The sequence below is a fragment of the Pseudoalteromonas rubra genome (assembly GCF_000238295.3).
Lineage (GTDB): Bacteria > Pseudomonadota > Gammaproteobacteria > Enterobacterales > Alteromonadaceae > Pseudoalteromonas > Pseudoalteromonas rubra.
Map to the genome: position 1 here is coordinate 30,183 of NZ_AHCD03000039.1, position 13,713 is coordinate 43,895.

Annotated in this window: 11 protein-coding genes; 10 read left to right on the forward strand and 1 reads right to left on the reverse strand. The window is 50.3% G+C overall.

The window, feature by feature from the left end:
• Positions 1 to 59 precede the first annotated feature (59 nt).
• The 10 genes from PRUB_RS19015 to PRUB_RS19060 all read left to right on the forward strand — a co-directional run bounded on the left by PRUB_RS19015 (position 60) and on the right by PRUB_RS19060 (position 7,980).
• Entirely contained in the window at positions 60 to 863 is an 804-nt protein-coding gene (locus tag PRUB_RS19015) for a tetratricopeptide repeat protein (protein WP_010386535.1), read from the forward strand.
• 101 nt (positions 864 to 964) lie between these two features.
• A complete protein-coding gene (locus tag PRUB_RS19020) occupies positions 965 to 2,215 on the forward strand; it encodes a DUF819 family protein (RefSeq protein WP_010386534.1) in 1,251 nt (416 codons plus the stop codon).
• Positions 2,216 to 2,248: 33 nt separating this feature from the next.
• Positions 2,249 to 3,103, forward strand: a complete 855-nt coding sequence (gene kdsA, locus PRUB_RS19025; RefSeq protein WP_010386533.1) for a 3-deoxy-8-phosphooctulonate synthase — start codon at positions 2,249 to 2,251, stop codon at positions 3,101 to 3,103.
• 62 nt (positions 3,104 to 3,165) lie between these two features.
• Positions 3,166 to 4,059 (forward strand): transcriptional regulator GcvA, encoded by an 894-nt coding sequence (locus PRUB_RS19030; RefSeq protein WP_010386532.1) that lies wholly within the window; start codon positions 3,166 to 3,168, stop codon positions 4,057 to 4,059.
• Positions 4,056 to 4,718 carry an alpha/beta family hydrolase gene (locus tag PRUB_RS19035; protein WP_010386527.1) on the forward strand — a complete coding sequence of 221 codons (663 nt, stop codon included), beginning with the start codon at positions 4,056 to 4,058 and terminating at the stop codon, positions 4,716 to 4,718. The genes PRUB_RS19030 and PRUB_RS19035 overlap by 4 nt, the downstream gene beginning before the upstream one ends.
• The gene (locus PRUB_RS19040) at positions 4,711 to 5,079 is read left to right on the forward strand and encodes a DUF423 domain-containing protein (protein ID WP_010386525.1); all 369 of its coding nucleotides are present in this window, start codon (positions 4,711 to 4,713) and stop codon (positions 5,077 to 5,079) included. The genes PRUB_RS19035 and PRUB_RS19040 overlap by 8 nt, the downstream gene beginning before the upstream one ends.
• Positions 5,080 to 5,102: 23 nt before the next feature.
• On the forward strand, positions 5,103 to 6,188 hold the full coding sequence (gene rlmM, locus PRUB_RS19045; protein ID WP_010386523.1) for a 23S rRNA (cytidine(2498)-2'-O)-methyltransferase RlmM: 1,086 nt from the start codon (positions 5,103 to 5,105) through the stop codon (positions 6,186 to 6,188).
• A gap of 255 nt (positions 6,189 to 6,443) precedes the next feature.
• Positions 6,444 to 6,863: a hypothetical protein gene (locus PRUB_RS19050; protein WP_010386521.1), complete on the forward strand. Its 420-nt coding sequence runs from the start codon at positions 6,444 to 6,446 to the stop codon at positions 6,861 to 6,863.
• A gap of 225 nt (positions 6,864 to 7,088) precedes the next feature.
• Positions 7,089 to 7,592 (forward strand): P-loop nucleotide/nucleoside kinase family protein, encoded by a 504-nt coding sequence (locus PRUB_RS19055; RefSeq protein WP_010386519.1) that lies wholly within the window; start codon positions 7,089 to 7,091, stop codon positions 7,590 to 7,592.
• Entirely contained in the window at positions 7,582 to 7,980 is a 399-nt protein-coding gene (locus PRUB_RS19060; RefSeq protein ID WP_021032777.1) for a hypothetical protein, read from the forward strand. Before PRUB_RS19055 ends, PRUB_RS19060 begins: the two co-directional genes overlap by 11 nt.
• A 31-nt stretch (positions 7,981 to 8,011) precedes the next feature.
• On the opposite strand, the gene PRUB_RS19065 is transcribed toward PRUB_RS19060, so the two are convergent.
• The gene (locus tag PRUB_RS19065; RefSeq protein ID WP_010386517.1) at positions 8,012 to 13,564 is read right to left on the reverse strand and encodes a response regulator; all 5,553 of its coding nucleotides are present in this window, start codon (positions 13,562 to 13,564) and stop codon (positions 8,012 to 8,014) included.
• Between the last annotated feature and the right edge of the window lie 149 nt (positions 13,565 to 13,713).

Consider the following 13,713-nt stretch of genomic DNA (forward strand, 5'->3'; position numbering starts at 1 on the left):
TTGAAAAATGTTACACTAGCCCATTATGACTATAGACAGTAGAAAACAGTTCGTTATTTATGACTGATATCTGGTTCGATGAACACGACACAAGTACGGATCATTTTTCGACGCCTGCCTTGTTACGTTGTATCTGGGCTGAGCCGCACTGGGATGCTCAAGCGGATACTTCACACACGCTATGTTTGCTCGCAGAGCTGGAGCAGGCTGTTGACGCTATTTGCCATCAAAATGATGATAAACATCAGTGTGTAGATGCACTGCTTGATGCGTTTTATACCCAGTGGCTGTTCAGCGGTACAGACCAAAAAGTGCCTGAACACCTGCTCAACAATGTGTGCTATGTGCTTAAAATGCACAGTGGTACCAGTATGGCGCTGGCCCTTATTCTCGTGCATTTACTGGAACGAGCCCGTCTGAACGCAAGCCTGGCCATTAATCAGGGTGATGTGCTGGTTCATATCGCGTTGAGTGACGAAGAAGGATACATTATCGACCCAAGCTCCGGCCATCAGTCCTGGTATGTAATCCCGGAAAATGGCGACGACAAAGAGCAGGAACCCATGGAGTTGGTATTTGGCGAGGAAGCGTTTAAGCTCTACCTGGCTCAACAAAAATGGTCCTTTATTGCTGCGGAGAAGTTTGGTCATGCACTGAGCTGTGTCGAGATGTTGATGGAGCTGCTGGGTGATGACCCTTACGAGCGTCGTGACCGTGGCTACCTGCTGAACCAACTTAATTGCCCTAAAATGGCCAAAGATGATCTGCAGTTTTTTGTCGATGAGTGCCCGGATGATCCGACCATTGAACTCATTCAAAATCAAATCGCAGAACTGGCCGATCACAATAATATCCTCCATTAAGTGAGATCAGCGCACTCTGTATGATGGGATCTCTGGGTCAGTCAGTGACCTGACAGGGTTCCCGAGCGGTTTTTGTATAATCAAGGAAACAGAGAGATCCTATGCAAGAGAGTAGTGTACTCATTACCAACAATGCCGTTGTGCTTGGCCTGCTGGCCGTCATTCTGGGGTTCGTATTTTATACCTCCAATCTGAAAACCGGATTTTGGGCTAAGTTTTATCGCTATGTGCCCGCCTTATTGATGTGCTACTTCCTGCCATCTTTGTTGAATACCTTTGGCATTGTTGACGGCAGTGGCAATGATGTGTATTCGGTTGCTAAGTACTTTTTACTGCCAGCTTGTTTGGTACTCCTGACCCTAAGCATCGACCTGAAGTCGATTATGGGGCTGGGTAAACGCGCGATTATTATGTTTCTGACCGGCACGGTTGGCGTCGTACTGGGTGGGCCTATCGCACTGCTCATCACCGCCACGTTTATGCCTGAATTGCTTGGCGTTGCTGGGCCAGAAGCCGTTTGGCGCGGCATGGCAGCATTGGCCGGTAGCTGGATTGGCGGCGGTGCCAACATGGTGGCAATGAAAGAAATATACGGTGCTGGGGGAGAAATCTTTACCATCATGGTGACCGTGGATATTGTTGTTGCCAACTTATGGATGGCTGGGCTGTTATTTTTGGCCGCCAGACACAAAGAAATAGATGCGCGCACCGGGGCTGATACGGCATCGATTGAGCGGTTGATTAACAAAGTACAGGCCTTTGAGGCGGAACACGCTAGACGTCCGGAACTGCAAGATTTAATGTTGCTGATTGCCTTTGCCTTTGGTGCAACCGGCCTGGCGCATTTTGCTGCCGACCTCTTGGTTCCTTATTTCGCCAGCAACTTCCCGGAACTGAAAAAGTTTTCTCTGCATTCAAAGCTGTTCTGGATTATCGTGTTAGTGACAACCATCGGCCTGGCATTGTCATTTACCAAGGCCCGTAACTTCGAGGCTGTTGGGGCCTCCAAGGTCGGGAGTAGCTTTTTGTACATCCTGGTCGCAACCATAGGTTTGCACATGGACATCACCAAAATAGTTGAAGCGCCTAAATATGTGGTGATCGGCCTGATCTGGATGGCGGTGCATGTGGGGCTATTATTTCTGGTGGCTAAACTCATTAAAGCGCCCGTGTTTTACGTGGCCGTTGGCAGTAAAGCCAACATAGGTGGCGCGGCCTCGGCTCCCGTCGTTGCATCAGCATTCCACCCGGCATTGGCCCCGGTGGGCGTGTTGTTGGCAGTATTGGGCTATGCATTGGGCACCTACGCCGCCTGGCTGTGCGGACAAATTTTGCGTGTGATTGGCAGTTAGCACTGCCAGTTAGCGACTATTTTAGGAAAGACAATGAATACACAGATTATTAAAGTAGCAGACATCGAAGTTGCTAACGACAAACCTTTCGTGCTGTTTGGTGGCATGAATGTGCTGGAATCACGTGACTTGGCAATGCGCATTGCTGAGCACTATGTTGAGGTGACCAGTAAGCTGGGCATTCCTTATGTGTTTAAAGCCTCGTTTGACAAAGCTAATCGTTCTTCTATCAACTCGTACCGTGGTCCTGGTATGGAAGAAGGGCTTAAAATTTTCGAAGAAATCAAAAGCACTTTTAATGTGCCGTTGATCACTGATGTACATGAGCCGCATCAGGCGGCTCCGGTTGCTGAAGTCGTTGATGTGATCCAGTTGCCAGCCTTTTTGGCTCGTCAAACCGATCTGGTTGTGGCGATGGCTAAAACAGGCAATGTCATTAACGTAAAGAAACCGCAATTTCTGGCACCGCACGAGATGCGTCACATCATTAAGAAGATGAGTGAAGCGGGCAATGAGCAAGTGATCTTGTGTGAGCGTGGCACCAGTTTTGGTTACAACAACCTGGTGGTTGATATGCTGGGGATGGATGACATGAAGCATATGGCACCGGTGATTTTTGATGCCACGCATGCGTTGCAGCGTCCGGGTGGCCGCAGTGACTCCGCGGATGGGCGTCGTGCTCAGGCGGCGGAACTGGCACGCAGTGGTATGGCGTTGGGTCTGGCGGGCTTGTTTATTGAAGCACATCCAAATCCAAACGAAGCCAAATGTGACGGCCCGTGTGCTTTACCTCTGGCTAAGCTGGAAGGCTACCTGCAGCAGATGAAAGCCGTGGACGATCTGGTCAAAGGGTTTGCTCCGTTAGATACCAGCGCAGCTGATCTGTAACCCGATAATTACAGGCGGAGCGAGCTCCGCCATTTCCATCAGCCTGGTTCGGAATTTGTGCCATGTCACGACGATTACCCCCATTAAATGCACTGAAAGCTTTTGAAGCCGCTGCCCGACATCTGAGTTTTACCAAAGCTGCCGAAGAGCTGTTTGTGACTCAGGCAGCCATTAGCCACCAGATCAAGATTCTGGAAGAGCACCTTGGGGTTAAACTCTTCTTACGTAAAAACAGGTCCTTGCTGTTAACAGAAGAAGGGCAGGGTTATTTTCTGGACATTAAAGAGCTGTTTTCTCAGCTGATCGATGCCACAGAAAAACTATTGGCACGGGGAGCGAAAGGCTCGCTGACGGTTAGTCTGACGCCCAGCTTCGCGATTCAGTGGTTGGTGCCCAGATTGAGTTTGTTTAATGAACTACACCCGGACATTGATGTGCGTATAAAAGCACAGGATCTGGATGAGAACTCATTGACGGATGATGTGGACGTGGCCATTTATTATGGTCGGGGCAGCTGGAGTGGGGTGCAAACGCATAAGCTGCACACTGAGTATCTGGTGCCTATGTGTAGCCCTTTATTGCTCAATGGCCCTAAGCCGCTGGATCAGCCCAGTGACCTCGCGAATCATACCCTGTTGCACGATACCACCCGACGCGCCTGGAAAGCCTGGCTTAAAACCGCCGGGGTACGAAATGTCCCTGCGAATACCGGGCCTATTTTTAGTCACTCTTCGATGGTGACTCAGGCGGCTGTACATGGTCAGGGGATCGCGCTGGGCAACAGCGTGCTGGCAAAGCCCGACCTGGATGCGGGGCGCTTGATCATCCCATTCAGTCACCATCTGGAAAGTAAAAATGCCTATTATCTGGTATGTCGTGAATCACAGGCGGAATTAGGTAAAATTGTGTCCTTCAAAAACTGGATGCTGGAAATGGTAGAGCAGGAACAACAATGACGCAGAGCGAAGTAAAGATTGATATAGAGTGGCACCACGCTGAACAACCTCAGGCGCAGTTGATCCTGGCTCATGGCGCGGGCGCAGGCCGGGATAGCGAGTTTATGCAGGATATGGCCACCCGATTGAGCACTCTGGGGATCACCGTCGGGCTGTTTGATTTTGGTTATATGCAGATGGCGAAGGCACTGGATAAACGCCGCCCGCCAGAGCGCGCCCCTAAGCTATTGGCACATTATCGAGATGTCCTGGGCGCTCAGCTGGACACCTTGCCTGTGTTTATTGGGGGCAAGTCAATGGGCGGACGCATGGCGTCGATGCTGGTGTGTGAAGAGGGGATTGAAGTACGGGGCGTGTTTGCGCTGGGATATCCGTTTCACCCGCCAGGCAAGCCGGACAAGCTGCGTACCGAGCACTTTGCCGACATCCCTTGCCCATTTGTGGTGCTGCAAGGAGAGCGTGACACGTTTGGAAATCATGCCGAGGTCAATGCTTTGGTAGTGGAAGCTGAAGATCAGAGCTGGCCTGAGCTGGTATGGCTTAAAGATGGCGACCATTCCTTGAAGCCGCGCAAAGCCAGTGGCCTGACAGAAGCGCAAAACCGCCAACTGGCAGCAGAGGCCATTGCAACTAAAATTGCGGAGACACTCAATGGCTAAGCTATTCTTATTGCTGGGCGGGGCATTTTGTATGCTGTCCGTCATGCTGGGGGCTTTTGCTGCCCACGGTCTGAAAAACCGTTTGAGTGACTACGCCATTGGCATTTTTAAAACCGGCGCTGAATACCAGATGACGCATGGCCTGGCTCTGCTGGCCGTGGCTCTGCTGTTGAAGTGGGGCGTGAAAGTTCAGCTGTCGGGTTATTTATTTGCGACCGGGATTGTCCTTTTCAGCGGCAGCTTGTATTTGCTGGCGCTGACCGGCGCTAAGTGGCTGGGACCTGTCACACCACTGGGCGGATTGTGTTTTATTCTTGGCTGGGCCTGGCTGCTGTTTCAGGTTGCCCGCCAGCCCTTTTAATTGATTAGAGACTTTTTATCACTATGTCTAGTGTGGTTATTTATTGCCGAAGCGGCTTTGAAAGCGATGCAGCGGCCGAAATTACACATCACGCCGCGTTACATAATGTTGCCGGTTACGTGAAAGCTAAGCCTAATACAGGTTATGTGACCTTTGAGTGCTTCGACCCGGCTCAGAGTGAGCAGCTACTTAAACAGGTTGATTTTTCTAGTCTGGTCTTTGCCCGTCAGTGGTTTGCAGGTGTGCTGTTAAGCAAAATGCCTGTTGAAGACAGGGTGTCTGAGATCAAACAGGTAGTGGGTGATTTTCCTTTGTGTGGCGATCTGCGGGTAGAAACCCCGGACACCAACGAGGGCAAGGAGTTGTCGAAGTTCTGTAAGAAGTTTTCGACACCACTGGCCAAAGCGCTGGAGAAGCAAAATAAGCTGACCCGCGACCACAAAGCCCATAAACCGGTGTTACATGTGCTGTTTCTGGCTAACGACACGGCGTATGTTGGTTACTCATTCAGTAACAATAATTCGCCTTTCTTTATGGGGATCCCCAGGCTTAAAATGCCGGCCGATGCCCCCAGTCGCTCAACACTGAAGCTGGATGAAGCCTTTAACGTATTTGTCGGCAAAGAGAACGAACCTGATCGAGTTCGTCCTGGTATGCGCGGCGTCGATCTGGGCGCGTGTCCGGGTGGCTGGACCTATCAGTTGGTGCGCCGTGGGTTATTTGTGGCGGCAATCGATAACGGCCCGATGAACGATGATTTGATGGAAACCGGACAGGTAAAGCATTTCCGCGAAGACGGTTTTAAATACCGCCCGGAAAAGCGCAACATCGACTGGCTGGTGTGTGACATGGTTGAAAAACCAACTCGCGTCAGTGAGCTGATGGTCGACTGGATAGTAAATGGTTTTGTCCGCGAGCTTATCTTCAACCTTAAGCTGCCAATGAAAAAGCGTTTTGATACCGTCTATGAGTGTTTGACGCTGATCCGCGATGAGCTGAAAAAATACGGCGTAGGCTATGAGCTACAGGCTAAACACCTCTATCACGACCGCGAAGAAGTGACCGTGCATATTCAGGTACTGAAAGTACCGCAAAACCTCTATAGCTAAGTCCTGAGTGGCGGCAATCTTGTGGTTGTCGCTACTTTCTATAGTTTCAACTATGAATCATGAATCATAAAAAGTGCGCATTTACGGACTTTTTGTAAGCTTTACGCACAAGCCCAAGCAGTGTTTAAGCTGTGATAGCTTTACCGCAACGTTTCGTGCGCCTTAATTTTTAAATTCTTATTTTTACACCGAGAGATCAAACAACCCCCACATTTTTACACAAAAAAATGTTGAGTGTGTGCTGTTGGATGGGAAATGAAAACAATCATTGAGAAGGGTGAAGCAGTGTCAATGTTCTTGTGTAAGGCGAACGTTGTAATAAAGAATTTATTGCCCCGGGATAAAAGAGAAAAGTATTACGGTGTGGTGGCCGGTGCTTTTTGGCTAAATATGGTGATGCAAAGTGTTGTTTATTTTGCTTATACATACTCGCCTCTTCATGGACGAGGGGAATTGCTAGACTTCGACATAATTAAAGTCTTGGCTTTGTCAGCTTTTGCTTTTTCAGTGATAATTTTCTATTTCTCAATTAGAAATGAAGAAAAGTACCAGCAGGCAGAGTCCTGGTTTACAAATAAAGGTGAAGAGGAACAAGCGTTTATCAAGGTTTCTGTTGGTTGCTTTATGTTGATTACTTTTTTTACTGGTGTTTTTTCGATGATTTACCACATGTAAGTGTGCGCTCGAAACAGACAAAGTCACAACTAGAGTGAACTTCTCATTATTCAACTCTCTATAAACTAAATACGGTTGGTAAGCCTGTCAGTCTGGAGTGGCAGGTCGGGTTTATCAGCGGCAGTAGTCAAAATGCGCGTGTAGAGGTGTGTTGTCACAGTGGTTGACCCGGTTACCTAATGTGTTAATACTGGTTTGTCGATTACATTAAACAAGGACGATGCAGTGACACAAAAAGCGACACTCTATTATTTATGCGGCAAGATGGGGGCTGGTAAATCCACTTTGTCGCGCCAGCTGGCGCAGGACCATCAGGCAGTGGTGCTGTCTGAGGATGACTGGCTGGCGGCGCATTACCCTGGCCAAATCAATACCTTCGACGATTACATCGAGAAATCTCGGTTGATCAAACCCTTTATCAAAGCCCATGTACAAAGCCTGTTGCAGCTGGGGCTGAATGTGGTGATGGATTTTCCGGCCAACACCCGGCGACAACGCGCCTGGTTCGTTGAGCTGAGCGAAACTGTACAGGCTGAACATCAGCTTTACTATCTGGATGTCAGTGATACACAGTGTCTGGCACAATTGGTCAAACGCCGTATTGAACAGCCAGCGCGAGCACAGTTTGATAACGAAGCGGTGTTTTATCAGGTTAGCCAGTATTTTGAAGCACCTGAAGCAAGTGAACATCTGATCTTAGCTCGCACGGAAAACATCAATGAGAGTTAGATTTATACTGCCAGTGACGCTTTTACTTTTGAGTTGTCATATAGCCAGTGCTAATGTACCTAGGTTGAATAAATTACAGGGCGAGTGGATTACGGTTGATGCTGGCCCGAGCCACAAAACGACTCAGGTTTGTGAGTTTTTTGAAAACACGCAGCGTACATGCATTATCGAAGAGGCTTCTTTTTCTACCAAGTTTGGGGAAGCACATATAAATAAAGTAACAGGGACCTGGCACCTGGACGGAGAAGCGCTCACGGTGACGGAAACGTTGAATTTCTCATCTGTGGCGCATCAGTTTCAGTTTAAGGTGAAAAGCATCACCGCAAGCCAGTTAGTATTGGTTTCTGAGCACGGTGACACCACAACCTGGCACAGAGCGAATTACTGAGTATGACTTTGGATAACTACATGCTCGTTGTTCAGCCTGTCAGCTGTTGATCCAGTGCCGTCAAAGTTTCACCCGCACCATCAAAATCAAAATCCTCAATCTGGGTAAACAGTTGTTCTGCCAACGCTTGTTGAGGGGTCCCGCTGAGCGCCTCGAGCAGCGTTTCAGCCCGGTCGCTGGCATCCATATCAGAATCATTGATCATGCCTTTGAGCTCCGCGAGTAAGGCCGCGATATCAATATCCTGATGTGCGTTTGCTGGGAGACTTGTTTCGCTGCTGTGTTCACGGGTTTGCTGCTCATTCAATGACAGCTTAAGTGCATCAATAAGTGTCGTCAGGCTGATCAATAGCTCATCCAATATGGGTTGTACAGGTGCATTGTTGGCACAGGCGGTTTCTAATTCAGCGGCCAGCTGCGCGATCTGGACTGCCCCAACATTACCAGCGCTGCCTTTGAGCGTATGGGCACACCGCATCGGTCCCTGTGGATCAACATCTGTCTGTGCTTGCGCGTCGGTGAAGGCGTGTGCGAATTGCGCCTGTTTGTCACAAAAACGCATCAGCAGCTTTTTGTACAGAGCTGTGTCGCCTTCACTGATGGCCAGTCCTGCCTGGGTATCCAGCCCGGTAATCGTTGGTAAGTTCCTGGGTTCATCTGGTTCTACTGAAGGCGGACGTTCGCTGGTGGAGGATATATTTGCTGGCTGGGCCGGGGTTATCCAGCGGGCCAGCGTGGCAAACATTTTGCGCGGATTCAGGGGTTTTTCTATGATGTCATTCATGCCACATTCCAGCGCTTTTTGACGGTTATCTAGCATCACACTGGCGGTCATAGCAATGACCGGCAGATCCTGCCATCTGGGCTGGCGGCGGATAGCTTCGGTCGCGCTGTAACCATCCATCACTGGCATCTGGCAATCCATGAGCACGCCATCGTAATCACGCTGTTGCAGCATCTCCAGTGCCTGCTGACCATGTTCGGCGACATCAACCCGAATGCCATTTTTTTCCAGCAAGGCTATGGCCAGCTCCTGGTTGAGGTCATTGTCCTCTACCAGCAGTAAGTGGGAACCCGCGACGGAATTGGGCTGCTCATCAGTGGTTGTATCGTGTTGCTCGTAGGTACTTGGATCGCCGAACAGACTGAGCAGGCAGGCGGCAAGCGGCTTGGGGAAAACGGGTTTTGAGAGGGTATAGCTGACATCGGGTTCTGTGCTATCTCCGTTATGATTCAGCAGCACCACGGGCAGCTTTGCGCGCAGCGGGTCGGGCAAGGCATCTATACAGCGGCTGTCTGCCAGAATGAATTGGCCATTCACCAAAGCTTCTGTATCTTCGTTAAGGAAGTCTTTGCTGATGGGCTCTGCGCTGATCTCAAAGGCGTGCAGGTAGCGTTTCAGGGTCGCCGCGGCATACTGATTATCATCGACAATGATGGCATGCTGCACGGACAGTGCCGGCAAAGCTGCGGTGTTGTAGTCGCACAATTGCACCACAATCTCAAACGCAAAAGTACTGCCTTCACCGGCAATACTCTGGCAGCTGATCTGGCCGCCCATTAGTTCCACCAGTTTCTTACAGATGGCCAGCCCCAGACCGGTCCCCCCATACTTGCGGGTTGTTGAGGTATCTGCCTGGCTGAAGGATTTAAACAGTTTTTGTTGTTGCTCCTCGGTCATACCAATGCCGGTGTCTATGACCGCAAATGCCAGTGTTAGGGTTTCTTTGTCGCCTGCTTTTGGTGATACATCAATGATCACATCACCGCCTTCATCGGTGAACTTGATGGCATTGCTGCCTAAATTTAATAATATTTGTGAGATCCGCAGTGGATCGCCTATCAGGCGCGCCGGGATCCCGGGATCCAGCATGACACACAGCTCAATGTCTTTTTCCCGGGCTTTGATGGCCAACAGGTCGATGCTCTGAGTGAGGGTTTCTTCGAGGTCAAACTCGATGGCTTCAATATCGAGTCGGCCAGCCTCAATTTTAGAAAAATCGAGAATATCATTGATGATCCCAAGGAGTGACTCAGCACTGCGATTGATCTTCTCCACATAGTTGCGTTGCTGACGATTCAAAGCCGTTTGCAGTGCAAGGTAACTCATACCAATGATGGCGTTCATGGGGGTGCGGATTTCGTGCGACATATTTGATAAAAAGTCAGATTTAGCCTGAGTGGCACTTTCCGCTTTATCTTTGGCTTTTTGCAGGGCTACCTGGAGCGCTTTGGCGTCGCTGATATCCATGTGGATCCCAAATACTTCCTTGCCACCTGGACCATGTTTGGCTACAACACTGCGGCCAATGCTGAGGATCCATTTCCAGCTACCATCGGCACATTTCATCCGCATTTCATGGCGAAAGGTATCGCTGTCGCCTCGCGCATGGACCAGTAACGCGTCTTCGCTGGCACTCAGGTCGTCGGGGTGAATGAGTTGGTGCCAGCGGGCAATACTGGGGCCATAGCGTTGCTCAAGCTCGTCACACTGGTAGCCGAGCATTTCTGACCAGACCTCATTGGTGATCAGCTGGCCACTGCTGATATCCCACTCCCAGGTGCCCGCGTTGGCGCCAGACATTGCCAGTTCCAGCCGTTGTTCTGCTTCTTTGAGTTCGCCATAGGACAAGGAATTAGCCAGGGCGACGGCAAGGTGGTTGGCCACCACCCGTAATATTGCCCGTTGCGCGCGGGTGAGCGCATGCTCATGGTTAAATTGCAGGGTAAATACGCCCAGTACCTCGCCGTCGACTACGAGCGGAGCACAAAAAACACTTTGTGTGGCGTCACCGTGAAGATTGTCCGCGGCATTCAGCGCCAGTTTCTGCCAGTCCTGTGGACAGGCAGCGTACACTTGGCTGGCTTCCTGGACGCAATACACATCAGCACCGCGGCTGGTGGAGAGTTTGCTGATCAACGCTGAAAACGGCTCATCATCCTGCACGGCATAAATGTAATCAATATACTGCTGGTCACGGTGATAAATACCCACCGCACAAAACTCGCAGGGTAAAGTCTGCTTTAAGTGCTGATAGATGGTTTCGCAAATGACCTTCATGTCGTAGGTTGCGGCAACTTCTTTACCGACTTCACCCAGTACCACCAGGTCCTGAGTGCGCTGAGCCACCTTTTGTTCCAGCTTTAAGCTGGCCAGACGCAGCCTGCGCTCTCGGATGTGCACTATGCTGACAATCGAGATAATTAGCACAGCAGGTAACAGTACTTTAAACCACAAGGTTTCATACCAGGCTGGCAGCGAAATAATCTGTAGCCCAATCGGCGTGTCATTCCAGACACCGTGATTATTACTGCCTAACACTTGTAACACGTACTCGCCGGGTGGCAGTGACCGATAGCTGGCACGGGGCGTATCTGTGATGGCGCTCCAGTCGGCATCGTGTCCCAATAACTTATAGCGGTAGCGATTGTCCTCAGTCGCATGGTAATCCAGCGCTGCAAAATATACGGCCAGATTTCTGTCTCTGTGGGTAAACTCAATGCCGGTATCAAGTTTGTCCAGCCGTTCGCCATCCAAATCGGCATGAGTAAAAACCAGCGGCGGCGCAGAGATGTTGACATAGACAGTAAGTGGATTAAATCCGGTAATGCCGTCTATGCTGCCAAACAGGATCTGTTCATCAAAAGTCACAAATGAGCGTGCCAGGAAGTGGTTGTTACCCAGTCCGTCATGGGTGGTAAACTGATGAAAGATCCCACTGAGCGGATCAAGCTGAAACACACCGCCAGAGGTTGCCAGCCACAACAGCCCCAGCTCATCAGCAACAATGGATTTCACTGCAAAATTGGCTTGTGAGGTGGTATTGCTAAAGCGCCGAAACTGGCCCTGATCGAGTGCGAAACGGGTAATGCCGTTATTGCTGGCAAACCACAGGTTACGGCCGCTCTGAATACCCTGATTAATATGGCGACCATCCAGGCTGGTGGGGGTGTTATCGGGCAGATAGTGTTGTATTTGTGTTAAGTCCGGGCTCAGGCGAAACAGGCCATCCCCGTCACTGCCTACCCAGACCTGGTCATCGCTGTCAATCAACACAAAAGTGGGGTCTGTATTGGGTAAGAAATGCTGTACTTCACCGCTTGGTGGATGCCAGCGTGTGACTCTGCGTTCACCGGCAATGATTAACCACAGCCATCCCTGAGTATCAAAATTAATGTAGTCGACCGGGGACCTCTCTCGCACCCCCGGTGGCATAAAGGGCGTCAAAGTACGAGTTAGCTCATCAACTTTAAACAGCCCAAAATTGGTACCGGCATAGAGCTGGCCATCCGTGTCCCGGTTGAGGTGGTGTACTCTGAGCCGATAATCGCCCGTCAACTCCTCGGGCGAAGCAAAGGGGGTGAATTGTCCATGGCCATCAAAATGCACCAGACCGCGACCTGTACCAAGCCACACGCCGCCTTCAATGGCCTGAGCCATACTCAGTACCTGATTAAATAATCCGGAAAGCTGCTGATCTGCCAAAAAATGATGCCAGGCCTTAAAGGCGGGCGGGTGAGGAAAGACTTTAATGACCCCAGAATAGCGCGTTGCGGCCCACATCAGCCCGGTCTGATCAATTAACACCTGTCGCACGTCACGGTTTTGTAATAAGGCCAGCTTGCCATCTTGTGCGGTGGGAATGAACTTTTCCTGGATTGGTGAAAAGCGATAGATACCCGCAAAGGTAGATAACAGAATGTCGCCCTGATGGTGCAACAGACTGGATACGCTCGGCAGGCTGTGTTCATTGAGCTGATAGGTATGAAAGCGCTGCGTTTCCGGATCAAAGCGGCCAAAGCTCGTGCGCGTGGCAACCCACAGTCGGCCATCGGCGGCAACGGAAACCTGCCTGACCTCAGGGTGGTCGAGTGACTGCGGTGCCATTTTAAATGCACTGAATTGGCCACTTTGGCGGTCAAGCCGGTAAAGCCCATCTGACGTGGCGCACCAGATATTGCCCGCTTTGTCCTCCGTAATACTCCATACCCGGTTGTTCCCCAGGCTGGCCTGGTTGCCTGGCTCATGGATAAAACGCTCAAATCCGCTGCCATCTGCTTTGAGACGGTTAAGGCCGCCACCATTGGTACCAATCCACAGGCTGCCATCCGAACTTTCAAACAGGGCCTGCACTTTGTCTGCCCCAAGAGATTGCGCATTATCCGGATCATAACGAAAGTGCTGAAATCCTTGCTGAGCGCCTAAAAACAGATTAAGGCCACCGCCCCAGGTGCCAGCCCATAAACGGCCACGGGTATCAAATAGCAAGACACTGACACTGTCAGCAGACAGTGAGTGAGGATCGTTCGGGTCGTGTTTAAAGTTACTAAATTGATAGCCATCATAGCGTTTAATGCCGTCGGCGCTGCCAAACCACATAAACCCCTGCTGATCTTTGCTAACAGCGTAGATCTGCGGGGTATTCAAGCCGTTATAAGTGGCGATATTCTCAATTTTCAGCGTTGTGGCCAGCACTTTTTGAGCGAAGAGCACACACAAGAGCAATTTCACCGCTAAACTAACAGTGAGTGCAAAACCGTAGCGCAGTGTTTGGGTCGGGCATAAAACTGAGGTGACGGACATAGCATTGGCCTGCTGGCTGGTCAGTTAATTCGTTGTACAAATGTTAGACAGGTAATAATAACATGTGCACAATAACAGCAAATAAATTTTCTGACCTTGCAACACCTTAACTGTGCCGGCCTCATCGGGAGGCAGTTGGCTTTAGGAGA